Source organism: Streptomyces sp. NPDC006294 (genome assembly GCF_042870895.1).
In the GTDB taxonomy this organism is placed as follows: domain Bacteria; phylum Actinomycetota; class Actinomycetes; order Streptomycetales; family Streptomycetaceae; genus Streptomyces.
The window spans coordinates 75,827-96,783 of sequence record NZ_JBIAHV010000004.1 but is presented as its reverse complement, the minus strand read 5'-3'; the positions used below and the strand labels follow the sequence as shown (position 1 = coordinate 96,783).

17 protein-coding genes are annotated in these 20,957 nt (G+C 72.6%); 13 read left to right on the top strand and 4 right to left on the bottom strand.

Annotated features, from left to right (window positions below; translation table 11 throughout):
* The first annotated feature begins 91 nt into the window (after positions 1-91).
* From ACFYOP_RS08295 to ACFYOP_RS08275, 5 genes are read left to right on the top strand one after another with little or no spacing between them, the layout of a single operon-like run.
* Entirely contained in the window at positions 92-1,249 is a 1,158-nt protein-coding gene (locus ACFYOP_RS08295) for a glycosyltransferase (protein WP_356891573.1), read from the top strand.
* On the top strand, positions 1,246-1,950 hold the full coding sequence (locus ACFYOP_RS08290) for a hypothetical protein (protein WP_356891571.1): 705 nt from the start codon (positions 1,246-1,248) through the stop codon (positions 1,948-1,950). Before ACFYOP_RS08295 ends, ACFYOP_RS08290 begins: the two co-directional genes overlap by 4 nt.
* Positions 1,947-3,182 carry a hypothetical protein gene (locus tag ACFYOP_RS08285; RefSeq protein ID WP_356891569.1) on the top strand — a complete coding sequence of 412 codons (1,236 nt, stop codon included), beginning with the start codon at positions 1,947-1,949 and terminating at the stop codon, positions 3,180-3,182. Before ACFYOP_RS08290 ends, ACFYOP_RS08285 begins: the two co-directional genes overlap by 4 nt.
* Positions 3,176-4,051 (top strand): glycosyltransferase family 2 protein, encoded by an 876-nt coding sequence (locus ACFYOP_RS08280; RefSeq protein ID WP_356891567.1) that lies wholly within the window; start codon positions 3,176-3,178, stop codon positions 4,049-4,051. Before ACFYOP_RS08285 ends, ACFYOP_RS08280 begins: the two co-directional genes overlap by 7 nt.
* Positions 4,052-4,089: 38 nt before the next feature.
* Positions 4,090-4,620, top strand: coding sequence for an ATP-binding protein (locus ACFYOP_RS08275; RefSeq protein ID WP_356891565.1), 531 nt, complete (start codon positions 4,090-4,092; stop codon positions 4,618-4,620).
* 140 nt (positions 4,621-4,760) lie between these two features.
* On the opposite strand, the gene ACFYOP_RS08270 is transcribed toward ACFYOP_RS08275, so the two are convergent.
* Both ACFYOP_RS08270 and ACFYOP_RS08265 read right to left on the bottom strand, forming a co-directional pair.
* Positions 4,761-6,530 carry a hypothetical protein gene (locus ACFYOP_RS08270; RefSeq protein WP_356891563.1) on the bottom strand — a complete coding sequence of 590 codons (1,770 nt, stop codon included), beginning with the start codon at positions 6,528-6,530 and terminating at the stop codon, positions 4,761-4,763.
* Between the two features lie 114 nt (positions 6,531-6,644).
* Positions 6,645-7,082, bottom strand: coding sequence for a DUF5959 family protein (locus ACFYOP_RS08265; RefSeq protein ID WP_356891561.1), 438 nt, complete (start codon positions 7,080-7,082; stop codon positions 6,645-6,647).
* A 189-nt stretch (positions 7,083-7,271) separates the two neighbouring features.
* On the opposite strand from ACFYOP_RS08265, the gene ACFYOP_RS08260 reads away from it, so the two are divergent.
* From ACFYOP_RS08260 to ACFYOP_RS08240, 5 genes are all read left to right on the top strand, one after another.
* Positions 7,272-8,258: a hypothetical protein gene (locus ACFYOP_RS08260; protein ID WP_356891559.1), complete on the top strand. Its 987-nt coding sequence runs from the start codon at positions 7,272-7,274 to the stop codon at positions 8,256-8,258.
* 109 nt (positions 8,259-8,367) lie between these two features.
* Complete coding sequence (locus tag ACFYOP_RS08255) at positions 8,368-10,260, top strand: HSP90 family protein (RefSeq protein ID WP_356891557.1); 1,893 nt, start codon at positions 8,368-8,370, stop codon at positions 10,258-10,260.
* Between the two features lie 2 nt (positions 10,261-10,262).
* Positions 10,263-13,250 carry a hypothetical protein gene (locus ACFYOP_RS08250; protein WP_356891555.1) on the top strand — a complete coding sequence of 996 codons (2,988 nt, stop codon included), beginning with the start codon at positions 10,263-10,265 and terminating at the stop codon, positions 13,248-13,250.
* Between the two features lie 309 nt (positions 13,251-13,559).
* Positions 13,560-15,227, top strand: a complete 1,668-nt coding sequence (locus ACFYOP_RS08245) for a methyltransferase domain-containing protein (RefSeq protein ID WP_356891553.1) — start codon at positions 13,560-13,562, stop codon at positions 15,225-15,227.
* Between the two features lie 218 nt (positions 15,228-15,445).
* Complete coding sequence (locus tag ACFYOP_RS08240) at positions 15,446-16,351, top strand: MOSC N-terminal beta barrel domain-containing protein (RefSeq protein ID WP_356891551.1); 906 nt, start codon at positions 15,446-15,448, stop codon at positions 16,349-16,351.
* Between the two features lie 95 nt (positions 16,352-16,446).
* On the opposite strand, the gene ACFYOP_RS08235 is transcribed toward ACFYOP_RS08240, so the two are convergent.
* Positions 16,447-16,713, bottom strand: coding sequence for a hypothetical protein (locus ACFYOP_RS08235; RefSeq protein WP_356891549.1), 267 nt, complete (start codon positions 16,711-16,713; stop codon positions 16,447-16,449).
* 122 nt (positions 16,714-16,835) lie between these two features.
* On the opposite strand from ACFYOP_RS08235, the gene ACFYOP_RS08230 reads away from it, so the two are divergent.
* Both ACFYOP_RS08230 and ACFYOP_RS08225 read left to right on the top strand, forming a co-directional pair.
* The gene (locus ACFYOP_RS08230; protein ID WP_356891547.1) at positions 16,836-17,198 is read left to right on the top strand and encodes an arsenate reductase family protein; all 363 of its coding nucleotides are present in this window, start codon (positions 16,836-16,838) and stop codon (positions 17,196-17,198) included.
* A 356-nt stretch (positions 17,199-17,554) separates the two neighbouring features.
* Positions 17,555-18,238: a hypothetical protein gene (locus tag ACFYOP_RS08225; protein WP_356891545.1), complete on the top strand. Its 684-nt coding sequence runs from the start codon at positions 17,555-17,557 to the stop codon at positions 18,236-18,238.
* Positions 18,239-18,441: 203 nt separating this feature from the next.
* Here ACFYOP_RS08225 and ACFYOP_RS08220 read toward each other — a convergent pair whose 3' ends face one another.
* The gene (locus tag ACFYOP_RS08220) at positions 18,442-19,362 is read right to left on the bottom strand and encodes a Gfo/Idh/MocA family oxidoreductase (RefSeq protein ID WP_356891543.1); all 921 of its coding nucleotides are present in this window, start codon (positions 19,360-19,362) and stop codon (positions 18,442-18,444) included.
* Positions 19,363-19,687: 325 nt separating this feature from the next.
* Between ACFYOP_RS08220 and glnII the strand changes: the two genes are divergently transcribed.
* Entirely contained in the window at positions 19,688-20,719 is a 1,032-nt protein-coding gene (gene glnII / locus ACFYOP_RS08215) for a glutamine synthetase (RefSeq protein WP_356891541.1), read from the top strand.
* The last annotated feature ends 238 nt before the right edge of the window (positions 20,720-20,957 follow it).

Genomic DNA, 20,957 nt, shown 5'->3' with positions numbered 1-20,957 from the left:
AGTTCATCATCCCGTCACGGTCTGCGTCGCCGCTTTCCTTCCCTTACTGGCCCGGATCGACCCTCCCGGCGGATGAGGGAGGCGAAGCACCATGCGTGTGTTGTACCTGTTGAACATCTCCAACCCCGACCGGCTTTCGGCCGATTCGGGGTGGATTTTCGCGGACCTGCTTGCCCCGGCTCTGGCGGATGCCGGGGCTGAGGTGACGGTCGCGGCCCCGGCTCCGGCCGGGGATGCCCGCTGCGGATTCCACCAGACGAAGGTGCCGGGGACGAAGTACCGGGCCCGCTTCTCCGCGGACATCGACGGGCTGGTGGCACTGATCCGGGCGGAGAAGCCCGACGTGGTCGTGGCCAACCAGATCGAGGAGGCCCCGGCGATCCGCGCGGCCCTACTGGAGGCCGGATCCAACGCTCTATTGGCCGGCTACTGCCATTACCTGCCGTTCTCCTTCACGGGCGGCGGCCAGATCCAGCTCGACCCGTCCCTGAACGACGCGGGGCTCGGGCGGCCGGTGCTGCTGGCGTTCGCCGCCGGACTGGCCGCCTGTGACCGGGTGCTGGTCCACTCCTCCACGGCCGCGTCCTGGGTGTGGGCGGCAGCCGCCCGGATGACCGTGGACCTCGGCGGGAAGTTGCGAGTGGTGCCCGCCCCGCGTGACGAGCGTCTGGTACGCGATCCCGCCACCACGCAGCCCACCTCCGGCGCCGGGGCGATCGGCGTCTATAACCACCGGCTGTGCGCGCACTACGGCACCGGGCAGTTCGTGGACTTGGCCCGCGACCTGGTCGCGTCCGGCACCGTCAGGCTGCGGGTCATGGACCTGTTCGGCCAGCGCCGGGCGGAGCGCAAGGGCCTGGACGACAGCCCCGAGAAGATGCGTGACCAGCTCGCCGCCCTGCCGCACGTGCAGGTCGTCTCCGACCGGGGCGACCGCGTCCGCTACAAGGACCTGCTGGCCGGCGCGCGCTTCGGCATCGCCCCGTTCCGGCCCGGCTGCCCCTGGTCGATGAGCGTGATCGACTGCCAGGGCATGGGCCTTCCGGTCATCTCGCCCCGCCTTGGCTGGCTCGCCGAGCACATCGACCCCGAGCTGTGCTTCACCACCCCGGCCGAGGCCGTCGCCTTGGCCGAACGGCTCGCCACGGACGCCGAATTCCATGCCCTGCACGCCAAGCGGGCCCACGCCTCCACCGCCGACTTCACCCCCGCCCTGATCGCGGCCCGCTACCTGGAGGCCGTCTCGTGAACGGCTTCGACGCGGTTCTCCTCTCGTACGACGAGCCGATGGCCACCTCTCTGCACTCCCGGCTCCAGCGCACGCTCGGCGGCACGGTCAAGCGTCTGCACGGCGTACACGGGATGCGCCGGGCCTACCGTCTGTGTGCCGAGGTCGTCGACCACGAGCAGTTCTTCCTTGCCGACGGGGACTTCGCCATCGACGCCAGCTTCGACCCCGCCACGGTGGAGCCGCTGGACGAGGGCGTGTCGATGCGGGTGTGGCGGGCGGTCAACCCGGTCAACGGTCTGACCTACGGCTACGGCGGGCTGAAACTGGTCCGCCGCAGTGCCCTGCGCGAGATGGGCGAGGCCGTGGACGTGCTCGCTGCCCTGCCCGGACGGATCGAGTTCGCCCAGCAGACCGCGGGCATCACGAGGTTCAACCAGAGCCCCTTCCACGCGTGGAAGGCCGGTTTCCGCGAGTGCGCGATGCTCGCCCGCGGCAGCGAGTACGGCATGGCCGACGACGACTCCCGCCAGCGGGTGGAGGCATGGACCAAGAGCCGCAACGGCGAGTTCGCCCCGTACGCCGCCGCCGGGGCCCGCGAAGGGGTCGCCTTCGCCAAGGAGTTCGCCCGCGTCCCCGGACAGTTCGACCACCTCAACGACCCCACGTGGCTGCAGGCGAGGTTCACCGCCGCGCATGGGGACCAGGCGGTGGCCGGGTGACCTACCCCCTGGTGCTGATCGAGCCGTACGCCGACCGCCTGGGCGGGCACCACCAGCGCACGCTGGTGGCCCTCGCTCAGGCTCGGCCCGGTGGCCTGGCCATCGCCCCACGCGGGATCTCCCGCGAGGCGGTGGCGGCCCTGCGCGAGGCCCGGGCCCGGCTGGTGACCGCACCGGCCGGGCACCCGGCGGCCGTGCTGCTGGCCGCCTCCCGCCTCGCGGTCGGGCTCTCCAGGGCTGGGCTGCGGGTCTTCCGCTCGCGCCGCTGGCCGCGCTTCCTGCGGCGGCAGCCGCACCAGATCACCCTCATCGCCCGGTGCCTTGCTGAGGCGTCGACCCTGCGGACCGCCCGCCAGCTGGAGCCCGACGCCGAGGCGGTGGTGATCCTGAGCGCGAGCGAGGCCCTGCACGGTGCCGCCGCCCTCCTCGGCGGGCTGCCACACCTGCGGTTCGTCCACGAACAAGTCACCACCGAGGACGCCGCCGTGCGGTTCCTCGGCAGGCTCGCCCGCCGGGGCGAGAGGCAGGTTCTGGCGGTCTGCCCGACCCAGGCCGTAGGCGATCAGTTCACGGCAGCCTTCCCGGACCTGCCCGCGGTGGTGCGGGCCTTCGCGGTCAACGACGGCCGCCGCCTCACCGACGCCGAACGCGACGGCGGCCGTACCGCCTTCGACATCCCCACCGGCGAAGCCGCGGTGTGCCTCGTCGGCGGCTGGTGGCCCTACAAAGACATCGGAGTCATCGACGCCGCCCTGCCCCTGCTGAAGGATCCGCTGCACCTGGTGGTCACCGGTATCCCGCTCGACGAAGCCGTACTCGCCCGATGGCGTGACCTGCCGAACGTCCGCCTCCACACGATGCCCGGACCCGTCAGCGAAGCGGTGCTGCGGCTGGTCTACGCCGCAGCTGATGCCGCCCTGGTCACCCGCCGGCCCGGCGTCGGCAAGGAGTCCGGGCTCGTGATGGACGCCGCCCGCCTCGGCGTCCCCCTGGTCGTCTCCGACCACGACCCCGGTCTCACCGCCCGCCTGAGCGGCCGGCCCTGGGCCGTGACCTTCACCGCCAGCGCCCCGGACGCCCTCGCCGAGGCCCTGCACAGCGTCATCCGTCAGCCGCCCGAGCGGCCCGGCCCCGAGGCGCCCCACCTGCTGGGGATGCGGTCGGCCGCCGGGCAGGCCGACTTCCTCACCCGCACCTTCGCCTCACTGCGTACGAAGGACTCCCGATGCTGAGCACCCCTCCCGCGCTGATCGCCGTCGTCGGCCCCGTCGAACCCCCGCTGCTGGCCGCCTGGGTCCGCCACTACCGGTGGCTGGGCGTCGAGCGGTTCCTGATCGCCTTCCACTTCCCCGAGCACGTGCCCGACCAGCAGCGGCACGAACTCCAGGCCGCCAGCCGCGAACTGGGCATCATCCCCACCGGCACCAGCACCGGCCCGTGGCACGAGCACACCAACACCCAGCTCAGGGACGCCCTGCGGCACCGGGCCGGCCCGGGCTGGCACCTGCTCGCCGACGCCGACGAGTTCCAGCAGTACCCCGCCCCACTGAGTGAGGTGATCGCCCAGGCCGAGAAGACCGGGCACCGCGTGGTGGGCGGCCTGATGCTCGACCGAATCACCGCCAGCGGGCGCCCGACCGGCTGGAGGCCCGAAGGCGGACTGGATCGCGCCTATCCCCTCGGCGGGCACCTCACCCACCGGCTCCTGCACGGAGACCCCCGCAAGATCGTTCTCGCCCGCCACGATGTCACCGTGGCTGGCGGCAACCACAGGGCCCCCGGACAGCGTCCGGATGCCGACCGTATCTGCGCGGTTCACCACTTCAAGTGGCGCTCGGGCGTCCTGGATGACCTCCGCCGCCGGGTCCAGCACTTCTCGACCGGCACATGGCAGGAACAGACCCCGGCCGTGCGCGACGAGGCCAGCCGCCTCCTGTCGCACGTCGGCCAGCACGGCGGCGTGATCAACACCAGCGATCCGCGGTTCGCCTTCCGTCGGGTGAGCCTGGACCGCATGCCGTTCAGCTGGCCCAGCGAGGCCCGCAGCATCGTTACGGCCTGGCGACCGCACGCGCACACCTGCCAGGATCAGAGACAATGACCGCGCCCACGGACAGCTCATCGTGAAGGGATGACCACGTGCCCCTCGCCGTTCTCCTGGCTGGCGTCACCGGCTCCGGGAAGACCACCGTTGCCCGAGCCCTGGCCGACCACGGCTACACGCGGCTGTCCGTGGACGAGGAGGTACACCGCCTCCACGGCCGATACGGCGTGGACTACCCCGAGCACACCTACTTCGAGCGCGAACGACCAGTGGTCGAGGCGATCCGGCAGCGGTTCGTCAAGGAGTTGGAGGCTGGTAACGACGTCGTCCTGGACCACGGGCTGTGGCGGCGCGCCGAGCGCGACGCCTGGCATCAGGCCGCCCGCGAAGCGGGCGGCCACCCGCTCATCGTCTACCTCCCCGCCGACCGGGATGAGCTGCTGCGACGCCTTGCCGAGCGCAACGAGCGCGAGGACGCCAACGCCCTCACCGTCACCCCCGAAGCCCTCGACGACTTCTTCGCCCGCTTCGACCCCCCGGCCGATGACGAAGAAGTGATCGTCTACACCGGAGACCTGGACGGGCTCTTGACGGCTCTGTCTGCTGCGGAGCACCGGCCGGACTGAAGGAGACTCACACGCTGCTCGTTGCCACAGACGATGGCGGAGTCCGCAAGGACGAGGCGCTGGCTGGGGCGTGGACACGAGAATGTGACGCTCCGGTGCTTTGGAGGCATCTCTGCACGTCAGGCGGATTGTCGAGCTGTTCATCGGCATATCGAGGGGTACTGGGTCAGCGCAGGTACCGCTCGCCTTGGCTGGCTGCGGGAAGTCGGCCGTACCTTTTGGGAGGCACGGCCGACGGCGGTCCGGTGGGCGCCGATCAGGCCGCGCTTGTCGCCTGTCCGTTCATGGGGCCGCTGCAGAGCGGACAGCTCCCGCTCGACGAGGGATCTGAGCAGATTGAACGCCGCCCCGCGTGCGGGCGCGAGAGGGCTCGGCATCCTGCCCGGAGGTACAGAACCGCTCTCGACGATGCTGCGAAGGACAGTGCTCAGCTCGACGGGGTCGGCTTCCGCCAGAGCAGCCGCGAGACGCAGAGCATCCGTTCGAGGTCCCTCGGTCCAGCGTTCCGCCAAGCGCCGGATACGTGGGCCGACGCCCCCGTGCCGAGTTGCTGCCGCAAGCGCGGCCAGGCCGAACTGCACCGCTTCGCTCTGGCTGTGCCAGCGGTCCAAAAGGTAAGGTGCCACGGCTTCGACCGCATGGCAGGCCGCGAGTTCCTCGGCCGTCTCCTCCAACGACAGGCCCAAGGCGACTCGGCGGTCGGCACCGGACGCAGCGAGGCGCTCCCCAATCGTGGCTGCTTCGAACAGGAACTTGGTGAAGACCGCTCGGTGGGCGGGGCGTATGTCCTCGTGGACAGCGAGCCAGGCGAGCAAGGGGATCTCGTCGGTGGTGTGCGGGTAGCAAGTGCCCTGGTGCATGACCGAGTCGGCCAGCTCGAAGATGACTTCGCGGTCGTCGGCGAACTCGTCAGCCTCGGCGGTGAGCCACCGGGCGGTTCCGGCGGGAAGGCCACCCGGCCGAGTCTTCTGCTCCCGAGCAACTTGTCGCACGCACTCGAGAACGGAGGGGAAGGGGCGTTCAAAGGTGGTGCACGAAAGTGGTGGGGTCGGCCCCGGCTCCTCCGTCGGCCCGGGAAACGTTGAGATCACGTCACGTCGAACGCGATGAGCGTGCCGCTGGTCCAGTTCATGAGCCAGCCCACGTTGATCGAATCCGGGCAGCATGGTTTCTCGGTGCGCCATGGATCCGCCGTTCCCGAATCCGCCGTGTGTTCTGGCTATGGCCTCGACCGCCGCCCGTTCACACTCCTGCTGGTGAAACTCCGCCTCCGAGTCGGGGGCTTCTTCGTCCACGAGGGTATCGACGCTCCACCAGCCCTCCAGCTCGGGCCAAGAGAACTCGGGCTTGCCGAACAGGCCGTTCCCGGGATCCAGATGCGGAAGATATACCGGGCGCACGGTCACCCACCGGTGACCGCGTCGAGCCAGTGCGGAAGCCATTGAGCGGGCATCCGCTTCACGCGGAGCGGCGACGGAATAGTGGACTGCCATCTCTGACACCGACCAGGCAGCACGGTCGATCACGCGGTCCCGGAACTCCTGGAATGCATGTCGGCCATTCGCATCGCGCGGGGTGATGAGTTCTCCGTCGGAGCAATCGAACACGCCGCAGCCCAGTGCGACGGCGAGGTGGAAGACGACGGTGCGGACGTCGTCGCCGGAGGCGCGTATGTGGAGCATGACCGAGTCGACGGGATCCTTGGAGCCGATGTTGAGGTCCATGGACCAGCCGGGGCCCCGGAGTTCACCGCAGGAGGGGTCGGAGAGGTCGGCTTCTGGTGCGGCCAGACGAATGGCCGCCAGAACTTCCTCCCGGCGGCCGAGCGCGGGAGGGACGTAATCGTCGGCGACTGCCTGGATGGAGGTGACGCCGTCGGGCAGGCGGAGGAGAAGGACATCCCAGCTCATGTGAACCTTCGGATCGGGGACGATGGTGCCGCGGACGGGATCAACTCAGGGGATCGCCACCGCTGCGGACCCGGCACCGCGGTCTTCGCCGTATGACGATGTCCCGCGCGCCTCTCATTCCTCGGGAATGAGGTGTGCCCAGGCGGCGCGGAGTCGGGTGAGCAGGGCGCGCTGGTCGTCGATCCAGCCGGGGGGCATCGTCAGGGAGACGGCCAGCCTGGTGGTCTGCTGGTCGTCGACGGTGACCCTGATCTGGTCGTGGTCGTTCTCCCGCCAGGCCAGGTGGATGCCGATCTCGGTGACCCGGGCCGCCTCGCGCCAGACGGCGTCGCGGCCGGCGGCGAGCTCGTCCAGTACGTGGGCCCAGCCGGCCAGGTCCGTCGGCTCGACGTAGATGTCCTGGATGCCGGTCACGAAGTCGTTGTGGACGGAGAGCTGTCCCACGGTGTCCGGGATGCCCGGGGCGTACGAGGGGTTCAGCTGGACCACGACACTTCCCCCGCCGTACTCGCCGACGATCCGCGTCAGCGCGAACGGTTCGCTCTCCTCCATGGCCCGCCCCAACTGTCGATCTCCGCCGGTGTTCGGATCCTAGGAGCAGTCGTCCGCGCCGTGTCGTCCCGGGGCCGGCCGTCCGCGTGCGAGCGCGTGAAGCAACGGCGAAAACCCTGTGGAAGCGGTGTCGGTGAGGCCGTTTATGCTGCACCGGACGATCACGCGGGAACCAGGGGAGGGCGCGGCATGTTCGGCAGGCTGTTCGGTGGTGACGGGGAGAGACCCGCGGCGGATCCGCACGCGCTTCCGGTCCCGCGCCGGCAGAAGAACGGGACGTACACACTGCGCGCGCTCGGGGACCGGCGGGTGCTCGCGCTGGTGGAGGCGGCCGACGCCGGGGACTGGGAGGCGGTCAAGGCGGCGCTGGTCCCCTTCGACATCGGGCGCGACCACCAGGTGCTGGGTGAGCTGGCAGACCTGGACGGTGTGCAGGACTGGATCGGCCCGGCCGTCGAGGAGGACAAGGAGCACCGGGCGACGGCCCTGCTGATATCCGGGACGCGGCACATCAGTTGGGGCTGGGAGGCGCGTACCTCGGACCGGGCCGTGAACGTCACGCAGGAGCAGTGGCGCGTCTTCCACGAGCGGCTCCACATCGCCGAGGAGCAACTCCTCGAGGCCGCCGAGCTGCGGCCGGACTGGGTCACGCCGTGGCGTCGTCTCCTCACCTCCGGCCGCGGCATGTCGCTGGACCCGGCCGTCAACGAGACCCGGCTCGAGGCCGCCCTGCGCCGCGACCCGCTGGACCTGGAGACCCACGTCGAGTGGGTGTCGCAGTTGCAGCCCCGCTGGAGCGGCGAGCCCGGTCAGGCGCTGGCGTTCGCCCGCGAGGCCCTCGCCCGTGCACCGCAGGGGCACCGCCTCGGCTGTGTGATCGCCATGGCGCACATCGAGGAATGGGTCGAGTCGGACGACGGGGACTGCCTGGAAACGCCTGAGATCCAGGCGGAGTTGCGCAACGCGGCCGATCACAGCATCCTCCACCCGGACTACGTGCGGTGCCCGGGCTGGCAGCACGACTTCAACATGTTCGCCATGGCCCTGTCGCTGGCCGGTGAGCGCCACACGGTCCGGCGCGTCTTCCAGGCGCTCGACGGCGCCTACACCAGCTGGCCCTGGACCTACTTCGCGGAGCCGGAGAAGCAGTTCGCCCGCCACCACCGCCGCGCCTGAGACCCGGCCCGGCCACCACCACCGCCGTGCCTGCGCCGCACGGCGGGCCCGGTTCCCGCAACGGTCGCGCCTCCGCCACCCGTCGCCCCTCCCACCCCCGGACTGCCTGATGACTCTGCACGACACCGACGCCGCCACGAACCCGGCCGGCGACGACCGCACCTTCCAGGTGGATCTGCGCGGCCTCGTCGATCTCCTCTCCCACCACCTCTACTCCAGCCCCCGCGTCTATCTGCGCGAACTCCTGCAGAACGCGGTGGACGCGCTGACCGCCCGGCACAACCTCGAGGCGGCCTCCCCCACCGAGGCCCCCGCCGACGCTTTCGGCATCCGCCTGTACGCCGACGGCTCGGTCGTACGCGTCGAGGACGACGGCGTCGGTCTCACCGCGTCCGACGTGCACACCTTCCTCGCCACGATCGGCCGCAGCAGCAAGCGCGCCGAGAAGATCGCCGAGCAACGCGGTGACTTCATCGGCCAGTTCGGCATCGGCCTGCTCTCCTGCTTCCTCGTCGCGGACGAGATCCACGTCCTCAGCCGCTCCGCCCGCACCCCCGACGCGCCCACCGTGGAGTGGCGGGGGCGCGGCGACGGCAGCTACACCGTCCGCTCCCTGCCCGCATCCGCCCGCCCCCGGCCCGGCACGACCGTCACCCTGACGCCGCGCGCCGACGCGGGCGAGTGGACCCGCCCGGCGCAGGTGCACGCGCTGGCCCGGCACTTCGGCTCGCTGCTGCGCCACCCGGTGACCTTCGACGACGGCACAGGCGGCCCGGGCGGCACAGGCGGCCCCGGCGGCCAGGGCGCCGCCGTCAATCCCGAGCCCGCGCCCTGGGCCCGTACGTACCCCACGCCGGGGGCCCGTTCCCGCGCGCTGGCCGCCTACGGCGAGGAGACCTTCGGGTTCACGCCGCTGGACACCATCGAGCTGGACCTGCCGGCCGTCGGCCTGAGGGGCATCGCGTGCGTGCTGCCGGAGACGGTGCCGGCCGGCCGCCGCCACGGCCACCGCGTGCACGTCAAGGGCATGCTGCTGTCCGAGCAGGCCGAGGAGATCCTGCCCGAGTGGGCGTTCTTCGTCCGCTGCGTCGTCGACGCGGAGAGCCTGCGCCCGACGGCGTCGCGTGAGTCGCTGTACGAGGACGACACCCTCGCCGCCGTCCGCGACGCGCTCGCCGAGCGGCTGCGCGCGTGGATCGCCCGGGCCGCCGCCAGCGACCCCGATCTGCTCGCCCGCTTCCTCCAGGCGCACCATCTGGCCGTGAAGTCGCTCGCGGTGCACGACGACGAGATCCTGCGGATGCTGCTGCCCTGGCTGCCGTTCGAGACGACCGACGGGCACACCACGCTCGACGAGTTCGCGCGCACCCACCGCACCGTGCTGGTGACGTCGAGCGTGGAGGAGTTCCGGCAGGTCGCGGCGATCGCGTCGGCCGCCGGGCTCGGTGTCGTCAACGGCGGCTACACGTACGACCGTGAGCTGGTCCACCGGCTGCCGGAGATCAGGCCCGAGGCCGGCGTCGCCGACCTCGACCCGGCGACCCTGACCGCCCATCTCGACCCCGTCGACCGGGAGACGGAGCTGGCCGCCGCGGCCTACCTGGCCCTGGCGCGCGACGCCCTGGCCGTCTTCGACTGCGACGTCGCGCTGCGCACCTTCCAGCCGGCCTCCGCCCCCGCGCTGCTCGTCGACAGCCGCGAGGCCCGGCACGAGCGCACCCGCTCGCAGCTCGCCCGTGAGCAGGAGGGCGGCCTGTGGGGCGACATCCTCGGCGCCCTGCGCCAGGAGGCCCCGCGGGCGCAGCTGATCCTGAACCAGCTCAACCCGCTGGTCCGCACCGCCGTCGCCATCGACGAGCCCGAGCTGGCCCGTACCAGCGCCGAAGCGCTCTACGGGCAGGCCGCGCTGCTGTCCCGGCGGCCGCTGCGGCCCGCCGAGTCGAGTCTCATCAACCGCTCCTTCCTCGACCTCCTCGCCCACGCCCTCCGCAAGGACAGCTGACGATGCCTACCGCACCCCATCCCCAGAGCACGGACGAGCTGTACCGGGCGCTCCAGGAGAACAGCGGGCTCCCCTACGGCCGCACCCGTACCGTCACCGCGGAGGAACTGGTCGACGCCGCGGAACAGTTCGCGGAGCCCGTGCCGCTCATCCACGCACTCCTCGAACTCCAGGAGGCGTACACCTACGGCTCCGAACCGCGGAAGTCGCCCGTCGTCTTCGCCCGCCTGCTCACTCTCTTCGACGAGCAGCCCGACGTCTTCGACGAGCGCCTGCGGCACATGCTGTTCTGGCGGTTCAAGTGGGTCGCCAACGCCCTGCGCCAGCTGCCCGAGATACCGCTGACCAGTCTGCGCCAGTGGCTGACGGAGATGCGCGGCCGGTACGAGAAGGCCGGTCTGGGCCTCCAGCCGTACTACGGGCAGGCGTACCAGCTCGCCGCGCACGTCGGCGAGGACACCGCTCTCGCCTACGAGCTGTGGGCGGGCCGCACCCGCACCCGGCTCAGCGACTGCGAGGCGTGCGAGATCTGCGAGCGCGCCCTGTACCACCTCGCGGCGGGCGACGACGAGCGGGCGCTGCGCGCCTGGGAGCCGGTGCTGGCCGGGAAGGCGTCCTGCCAGGAGGAGCCGGCCCGCTCCGTCTCGTACGCGCTGCTGCCCCTGCTGCGCACCGGCCGCACCGGCCAGGCCCGTGAACTGCACCTCGCCGGCTACCGCGGCTGCCGCCGCAACCCCTCGATGTCCGGGGAGATCGGCCGGCACCTGGAGTTCTGCGCGCTGACCGGCAACGAGGCACGGGGTCTGGAGCTGCTCGCCGAGAACCGCAACCTGTTCGAGGAGGTGGACTCGCCGCTGGGCCTGTTCGACTTCCTCACCGGCGTGGAGGTCCTCCTCCAGCGGGTCGAGCTCCTCGGCCACGGCGAACTGCCCGCCGCCGGATACGCGGGCCGCGCCTGGACGGTGGCCGGCCTGCGCGCCGAGGTGCGGGGCCGCGCCGACGACCTCGCCGCCCGTTTCGACGCCCGCAACGGGACCACGGCCCACACCGACCGCCGCCGGGCCCGCCTCGACCGTGCTCCGCTCCTGGACTCGCTGGAACTGACCCTGCGACCGCGCCGCCTCGACGACGTGGCCCCGGCCGCCCCGGTTGTCGCGCCCGCCGCACCGACGGCCGCCGCCGTCCCCGAGTCGCTGCCCGAACTGATCCTCCGGGCGCGGCGGCTGGACGAGCAGGGGCATCCGGACGCGGAGGGCTGCTGGGCGGAGCTGCGCACGCTCGTCGCCGCCCGCGCCTACACCCACCCCGACGACCCGGCCGTGGGCCCGCTCGTACAGCTCTGCGCTGATCTGCTGGCCGACGAGGCGGGCCGGGCGGGCGAGAAGGACGACTTCACCGTCGCCGCCGACCTGTACGAGGAGGCCGCCGGGCTGTACGAGGACGCCGGCCTGCCGGGCCACGCGGCGCTCGCCCGGGCCGGCGTCCTGCTCGCCGCCGCCGAGGCTCCCCACAAGAGCGCCGGTGAGGACCCCGCGGAGAGCCCGACGGACAGCGCCGCCGAGGGCGCCGGCCGGGCCGAGGCGCGGGTCGCCGCGCTGACCGCCGCCCACGCCGCCATGGTCCGTCTGCACGAGGAGACGACCGGCCTCACCCCGTACCAGGAGGCCCGCCTGCTGCGGCTGCGGGCCACCGCGCTGGGCCTGCGTCTGCAGACGTCGGGGAGCACGGAGCACGCCGCTCCGGTCCTCGCCGAGGCGGATCTGCTGCACGCGTTCGCGACCCGGCACGACATCGTCGGGCAGATCTCCGGTGCCCGGCTGGTGCGGGCCAGCGCCCACGCCGTCTCCGGTGACCTGCCCACCGCGGTCGCCGAGATCGACGCCCTCCTCGACCGGCTGAAGGAGCACGGCCCCGCCTGGCACCTGCCCCGTACGCTCCGACTGCGCGGCCGGCTCCGACTCGGTCTCCAGGACGCGCAGGCCGCGTACGAGGATCTGGCCGAGGGCCTGCGCCTGGCCGCGGACTGGCCGGCCGACGCGATGGACACCGCCCGCTTCCACAGCGAACTGGCCGAGGTCTGCATGCGCTTGGGCCGCCCCGACGAGGCGCTGCGGCAGCTGACGCGCTCGGCGGAGCTGGAGCTCCGCCGCGGCAGCCGGACGGACGCGTTCTGCGCCTACAGCAACGCGGCCCAGCTCAGCCTGGACCTGGGGCGCGTCGAGGACTGCATCGCGCTGCTCGACTCCCTCCTGGCCGAGCCGGACGTCACCGCCGGAGAGCTGGACGACCGGCTCGTCGCCCAGCTGCGCCTGACCCGCGCCCGCGCGCTGCACGCCGGAGCGGACCTCAAGGCCGCCACCGCGGAGTTCGTCACTCTCGCCGCCGAGTCGGCGGGCTGGGACGACGACCCGGGGAGCCACGCCATGATCGCCGCGGAGACGGCCGTACTCCTCGGCGAGTCCGGCGAGTTCGGCCCGGCCCGCGAGGCCGCGGACCAGGCGCTCGCAGCCCACGCCCGCGACCCGCGCTTCGAGCAGCTCAGCAACTGCCTGCGCGAACTCGCCCGCCTCCAGGCCCACCAGCAGGGCCCCGACGGCCTGGCCGGCGCGCTCGCCTTCCTCGCCGACGCCGCCAAGGTCGCCGACGAGGCCCGCGCCGCCGGGTACGAGGCCCGCGGCCGCTCCCTGGACAGCGCCCTGGCCTACGAGCACGGGCGGGTCAACGCCTACGCCGGTGCGTACGAGGACGCCCTGGCCGCCCTGGACAAGGCTCTCGCCCTGGTCGGCGATCCGGGTCCGGACGAGGACCGCGCCGGCGAGTGGGCCGAGTGCGTCCGCCTCGCGGCCGCCGTGGAGGGCATCTATCTGGAACGCACCGCTCCCGCTCTCGGCCGCCTCGACGCGGCGGTCGCCCGCCTGACCGCCCTGGGCCACACCGAGGAGACCGAGCCGCTGACCTCCTTGGCGGCCCGGCTGCGCGACGAGGAGTGACGCGGCGGGCCCGGTGCCGGGGCGGTCTGCCGCAGCCGCAGGGCCCGCAGCACGCCCTCGGTGGCGAACCGGCCGTCGGCCCCGGCACCGGGCCGCGCTGTGCGGCAGGGCCGGCGGCCGGAGCGGCCGCGGGACGGAGCCCCGCACCACGTCAGCCGTTAGGGTCACGGGGACTCGAGGCCGCAGAAGAACCCTGGGGGATGAATGCGTCGGGGACGTCCACTCCGTTCGGCCTGCCTCGCAGCAGTCGCCGTTCTCGTCTCAGGGGCGGGCTGCGCACCGCATGAGGAGCGGACCTCGGGTCCGGCCATGTCGGCCGGCGCCGAGTCCTACTTGTCCACGGCGCTGGACATCATGGAGAAGCGCTCGCTGGTGCGTCGCACGGTCGACTGGGAGCAGGTCCGCAGCGAGGCGTTCTCGCGGGCCGACGGGGCGCAGAAGCCGGCCGACACCTACGGGGCGATCACGTCGGCTGTCAACTCGCTGCACGACGGGCACAGTTCCTTCTTCGCGCCGGAGCAGGCCAAGAGGTTGGAAGCTCCTGTCACGACCTTCGACGACCTGCGGGGTCGCTCGCTGGAAGGGCGCTTCGGGTATGTGTCGCTGCCGGGAGTGCAGGGGTCGGAGCAGTCGTACGAGGAGTACGTCCAGCGAGGTCGGAGGGCGGTGGTGGAGGCGGACCGGTCGCAGGCGTGTGGCTGGGTGGTGGATCTGCGCCGCAACCGCGGGGGAAACATGTGGCCGATGCTCGCCGTCGTCGCTCCCATACTGGGCGACGGGAAGGTCGGCGCGTTCGTGGACGCCGACGGCGGGAGGACCATGTGGACGATCGAGGACGGTAGTCCGCGCTACGACGGCGAGTCCGTCGGCTGGCCCGGCGGCGAAGCGGTGACCGCCGGCGATCCACCGGTGGCGGTGCTGACGAGTGGTGCGACCGGCAGCGCCGGAGAAGCGGTCGCGGTGGCTTTCGCGGGCGGCCGGACACGCGGTTCTTCGGCGAGAGCACCAGCGGTGTCCCTACGGGAAACCAGCCCCACCGCCTGTCGGACGGAGCCGTCCTGCATCTCACCGAGGTCAAGGACGCGGACCGCACGGGCCGCACGTATGACGGACCCATTCCGCCGGACGAGGTGGTCCTCACCGCCCGGCGCACCGTGGGAGGCGGCCAGGACCGGGTTCTGGCCGCGGCGAAGACCTGGCTGGCCGAGCAGCCGGTGTGCCAGTGATCCGGGACCGGTGACGGTTCCAGTTCTGCCGCCGGTCGGGCCGTCCGGCCCGGCCGTCCCGTGCCTCACGTTCCCGGCGCGGTCCAGGGACCTCTTCCGAGGTTCCCTCCCCGCCCGGTGTGGCAGAGTCGCCAGCATGCCCTTCGATCACAACGACCGCTACCACCGGCTGCTGTTGCGGCAGGTGCCGCGCGACGCGGTCACGGGGCTGGACGTCGGGTGCGGGGCGGGGCGGTTCGCGCGGCGGGTGGCGGCGCTCGGGTTGGACGTCGACGCCGTCGATCCGTCCGCCGAGGTGATCGCGGAGGCCCGTGCGCTGTCGGCGGGCGCCAGGAGCCCGCGGTTCACGCAGGCGGACGTCACGGGGATGGAACTGCCCAAAGGGCACTACGACTTCGTGTCGTGTCTGGCGAGTCTGCACCACATGCCGTTCGGCACGGTCGCCGCGCTGCGTGACGCGCTCGCGCCGGGGGGTGTGCTGGTGGTGCTGGGGTGCTACGCCGAGAGGACGCCGCTCGACCGGGCGTGGAGCCTCGCGGCCGTGCCGGTCAACGCCGTCGCCCGGCTCGGTGTCGCGGTCGCGGACCGGTTCCGTGGCATGACCGCGGACGGCGTGGTCAGGGCCCCGGTGCGGCAGCCGGAGACGGGGCTGGCCGAGATCCGGCGGGAGGCGGCGGTGCTGCTGCCGGGATCGCGTGTCCGGCGGCTGCTCTTCTGGCGCTGTCTGATCGTCTTCCACAACGGCGGCTGAGCCGCCGGACAATCACATGTGCCGTACGGGGGGGCCGCTCTGCCGCCGGCCGACGGGAGCCGGGTCTACGCGCTGTACCCCGGCGGGCTCGACGCGGGCCGGGTCCGGCTGCTGACGGCGTCCGACGTGGTGGCGGCGCCGGCGCGCGCTGAGCGGGGCAGGGTGCGGGACGCGCCGGGCCTCCGTGCGGCCCGGTGCGGGCGCTACGATCGGCCGCTATGGGGATGACTGTGCGGGAACTGACGTACTACCCGGTCAAAGGCTGTGCCGGGACCGGTGCGGAGTCGGTACGGGTGGAGACCACGGGGCTGGAGCACGACCGGACGTTCATGGTCGTCGACGCGGTCGACGGAGCCTTCCGGAGCCAGCGCCGGCTGCCGGCCATGGCGGCGGTCCGGCCCGAGGTCGTCGACGGCGGGCGGGCGCTGCGGCTGAGCGCCGACGGGGTCGAGAGCCTGGTCGTGGCCGTCGACCCGGAGGGCGAGCGGCGGCCGGTGAGCCTGTTCGGCCGGCCGGTCGGGGACGCCGTCGACCAGGGCGGGGACGCGGCCGAGTGGTTCTCCGAGGTGCTCGGGGAGAAGCTGCGGCTGGTGCGGGTGCCGGACGGCTTCGACCGCGACGGCTGGGGCGAGACGGCGGGCAAGGTCGCCTTCGCGGACGCGCACTCCGTGCTCGTGCTGTCCCGGGCCTCGCTGGACGGGTTGAACGAACGGATCGGTGCCGCGGGCGGAAAGCCGGTGCCGATGGACCGCTTCCGGCCCAACATCGTGCTGGACGGATGCGCCCGGCCGCACGACGAGGACCTGATGCGGCGGATCGGGTTCGCGGGCGCGGCAGAGGACGCCGGCGCCGGTGCGCAGACGGCCCGGACCGTCGAACTCGCCCACTCCGTACGGGCGCTGCGCTGCGCCGTACCGATGGTGGACCAGCGCACGGGGGTGCGGGCCGGGCCCGAACCGGTGCGCACCCTCGCCACGTACCGCAGGGAGCCCGTCTACGACAACAAGGTCAGCTTCGGCGCGAAGGCGGCCGTGGTGCGCGGCGGCATGCTGGCCGTCGGGGACGAAGTGCTCGCCGAGTGGTACGAGAACGGGGCGCCGGATCCCCGGCACCCCGCCTCGTGAGGTCGGCCGCTGCAACGGCCGTGTCGGATCGGTGGTCCTGGCACGATCGGTGGTCGCGTCGGATCAGCGACCGTACGGTTCAGGGGCCCTCCGGATCAGCGGCCGTAACGGATCAGGGCCCTGACCATCCGGCACGTCGTGTCGGACGGGGCATGGGCGCCGATGCGCTCCGCCGTCGCCCGTATACGGCGGTTGTCGGCGGTCGCCGGGTGGTAGACGCCGGAGTCGAGCAGCGCGATCGCGAGGCGCATGGCCTTCAGGCGGCGGTTGTGGGACACGTACCACTCGCGCGGCTGGCCGGCCGGGAGCGGCTTCTTCTGGGGCGGGGTCAGGGGCTTCGTCGTGAGTGTGGCAACGGCCATCGGCAACCTCCTGGCGCGGTGGCGGGACCATCCCGAACTACTGTTCATTCTACCGGTCGGCACTGACAATTTCGCCTGGCCAGACGGTGTTTGGGCGGCCTGCGGCCGGTACCGTGGAGCGCATGGAGATCTGGATCAACCCGGCCTGTTCCAAGTGCCGCAGCGCCGTCGACCTGCTCGACGCGGAGGGCGCCGACTACACCGTCCGCCGCTACCTCGAGGACGTGCCGTCCGAGGACGAGATCCGCGCCGTCCTCGAGCGCCTCGGCCTCGAGCCGTGGGACATCACGCGCACGGGCGAGGCGGTCGCGAAGGAGCTGGGCGTCAAGGACTGGCCCAGGGACGCCGGTTCGCGGGACCGCTGGATCGCGGCGCTCTCCCAGCACCCGAAGCTCATCCAGCGGCCCATCATCACGGCGGAGGACGGCACCGCGGTGGTGGGGCGTACGGAGGAGGCGGTACGGGACGCGATGGGACGCGGCTGACCGGGCCACCGGGGCCGGGAGTGTGCCGCTCGAGCTGTATCTGCACGGGAGCCGCCGGCGGCCGTGGCTGACGCCGGCCCGGGTGCCGGAGCCGCCGGCGGAGTCTGACAGGACGTCGGCCGCGGCGGCCGGTCCCGTGCCGACGGGAGCCGCGATGCACGCGCTGCCGGACGGGGGGTGTGCCGGCCTGAGCGGCGGCCGGTCCGTGACGGCGTGGCCGGTGGGCCGCTTCGGCACCTTAAGGAACGTTAAGGAAGAGGCGAGTGGGGCCGGTGAGAACTCGGCGGCGGCTACTCGTACGTAAGGGCACAAGGAACCATCCGGCCGCCCCCGCGGCCGGGGACAGGAGCCCTTACGTGTCACGCAAGAAGACCCTCAGCGGCAAGAAGAAGATCGCCCTCCTCGTCGGCGCTGCGGCCATGGTCGGCGGCACTGCGATTGTGATGACCGGGACGAGCAACGCGTCCGTGGCGTGCGACGGGCTCGCTCAGGCGATCCAGAACAACGAGAACTTCATCGCCGGCCAACGCGCCGACCCGGACGCCCAGTCGGCCGCGCGCATCGCCAACCGGGAGGCGGTGATCGCGCAGATCAAGGTCCAGGAGGAGGCGGCGGGCTGCGACGGCGGTGGCGGCGACCAGGCGGCCGCGCCGCCCGCTGCGGAGCAGCCCCCGGCGGAGGAACCGCCCGCCGACGAGGGTGCCGGGCAGGACGCCGGGCAGGGTGCGGAGCAGGGCGCCGGAGGCGGTGAGGAGGAGGCCGGTGGCAACGCGGGCGACGACGCCGCCACCGGCGAGGTCGTCTGCGCCGGCTCCACCGTGACCGTCTCCGGCGAGGGCGGCGCGCCGGCCGCCTCCAGCAACGAGTTCCCCGTCGGCACCCGGCTCAAGGTGACGAACCTGGACAACGACAAGTCCACGGCCGTCGAGGTCACCTCGGTCTCCGGGAGCTGCGCCCTGCTGAACAACGCGGCCTTCGAACAGGTCCGCGAGGCGGGCAAGTTCCTGATCCGCAACGCGCGTATCGAGCGCGTCGGCTGACCGGGCGCCGCCGGCCCCGAACGACGTACGCCGTGCCCGCTCCCCTTCCACTGTCCCAGGAGGAGCAGCCGCCGGGCCGCACACCCGGCGGCGCCACGGCACCGTCCCGGTCCGGCGGCCGCCGTGCCGTCGTAGCCGCAGGCCCCGGTAACGCCCCCGCCGGTCCTGCGGCTACGGCCTTGTCCCCGCACGGCCCGCCCGCGTCACGGCGCAGTCCGGACCAGCAGTTCCTCCGCCTCGGCCAGGATCTCGGTGAGCCGGACCCCGAAGTGGATGTCGCAGGCGTGCGGCCGGCCCGTGCGTGCGGAATCGACGAGGGCGTCGACGGCCGTGCGGAACGAGGTGACCGGGTCGCCCCAGCCCTCGGGCAGCTCGGCCCTGCCCCGCTCGCCCAGCAGGACCAGGCTCGTACCGGCCGCCTTCCCCGGTGCGCTCAGGCCCAGCGTCACGGTGCTGGACGCGCCGGAGGCGTGCCGCAGCACCAGGTGCACGGTGTCGGCGGGGCCACGGCCCGCCGACAGCGTTGTCACGTCGCCGAGGACCGGGAGCAGCGCGGAGAGGGCGTGGGGGCCGACGTCCCACAGGCCGCCCTTCTCCCTGCGCCACGGCGAGGCCGCGAACGGGCTGTCAGAGCCGTCCGAGTACAGCGAGCCGAGCCACTGCGCGTGCGCCGTGAACCAACCGTCGGCAGCGGCCTGTTCGGTCACCCACGCCTCGGTGTCCGCGGTGAACCGCAGCGTGCAGAACACCACCGAAGCCACCTGGGCCTCGTCGGCCGCGCGGGCCGCGGCGCGCGCGGCGGCGACGTTCGTCGCGACCGGCTTGTCCAGCAGCAGATGGCATCCCGCCGCGGCGGCCCTCGCGGCGAGCGGGGCCTGCACGTCCGGCGGCACGGCGAAGGCGACGGCGTCGCTGACGCCGAAGAGGGCGTCGATGCCCTCGTCGCCCGTGAACGCCGCCGTCCCGTGCGCGTCGGCGAGCTCGGCCGCCGCGTCGGGCCGCCTCCCCCACACCCCGCTGAACACGATGTCCGGGTGCCCGGCCAGCGCCGGTGCCTGCGTCATCCGCGCCCACGGCCCGGCCCCGAGGAGCCCGATACGCTGTTGCTGCGTCTGCTTCATCATGCGCACCAGTGTGCACGGCGACGGAAATCGCCGGAGACCGCGAGGGACGAACGTGTACGTTCCCGTCGGCGCCGCCGCCGGAGCCGCTCCGGGCTCCGGCTCCCGGAGCCCGGCACCGCCCCGGGTCCGGCCAGGCACGTACGCGACGGCAAGCCCCGGCAGTCCGTGACGAGTGCCGCGTCCCGGCCGGCGGACCCGCGCCACACTCCCGGGCGTGAGGGGCGGGCGGGGGCGTAACGCGGGGTTCACAAACGGGCAACGGCTGGGAAATCGCGTGTTGCCAAGCTGCGCGGCATACCGCTGCACCCGCAAAGGATGAGACCCCGTGACCTTCAAGGCTGAGTACATCTGGATCGACGGCACCGAGCCGACCGCCAAGCTTCGCTCGAAGACGAAGATCATGACGGGTTCGCCGGCCGGCCTCGCCGAGCTGCCCGTGTGGGGCTTCGACGGGTCCAGCACCAACCAGGCGAAGGGTCACGCGTCGGACCGTGTGCTCAAGCCGGTCTTCACCTGCCCGGACCCGATCCGCGGCGGCGACGACGTTCTGGTGCTGTGCGAGGTCCTCAACACGGACATGACCCCGCACGAGTCCAACACGCGTGCCGCGCTGGCCGAGGTGTACGGGCAGTTCGCCGCGCAGGAGCCGATCTTCGGCATCGAGCAGGAGTACACCTTCTTCAAGGGCGCCCGTCCGCTCGGCTTCCCGGAGGGCGGCTTCCCGGCCGCGCAGGGCGGCTACTACTGCGGTGTCGGCGCCGACGAGATCTTCGGCCGTGACGTCGTCGAGGCGCACCTCGAGAACTGCCTCGCGGCGGGCCTCGGGATCTCCGGCATCAACGCCGAGGTCATGCCCGGCCAGTGGGAGTTCCAGGTCGGCCCGCTCGCGCCGCTCGAGGTCGCGGACCAGCTGTGGGTGGCCCGCTGGCTGCTCTACCGCACCGCGGAGGACTTCGAGGTCTCCGCGACGCTGGACCCGAAGCCGGTGAAGGGCGACTGGAACGGCGCCGGTGCGCACACCAACTTCTCCACGAAGGCGATGCGCGAGGGCTACGACGCGATCATCACCGCGTGCGAGTCGCTCGGCGAGGGCTCCAAGCCGCTGGACCACGTCAAGCACTACGGCGCCGGCATCGACGACCGTCTGACCGGTCTGCACGAGACCGCTCCGTGGAACGAGTACAGCTACGGCGTCTCCGACCGCGGCGCGTCGGTCCGTATCCCGTGGCAGGTCGAGCAGGACGGCAAGGGCTACATCGAGGACCGCCGCCCGAACGCCAACGTCGACCCGTACGTGGTGACCCGCCTGCTGGTGGACACCTGCTGTTCGGCGCTGGAAAAGGCCGGCCAGGTCTGATCACCGGGTTCTGGTTGAGGAGGGCGTCCGCCGTGGCACGGCGGGCGCCCTCCTCCGTTGGCGATTCAGCACTGCGCCAAGGGGCGGTCTGGTTGAATGGGGGCATGGTCGGCACCCGTCGAAGCACCTCGGACACAGCAGGTCGCAGCGGCCTCGAGCCGTTCTGGCCGTCCCGGCGGCATCACGACTTCGACCGGGTGTGTTGTCGCGCGATGAACGCGCCCGCCCGCTAGAACCC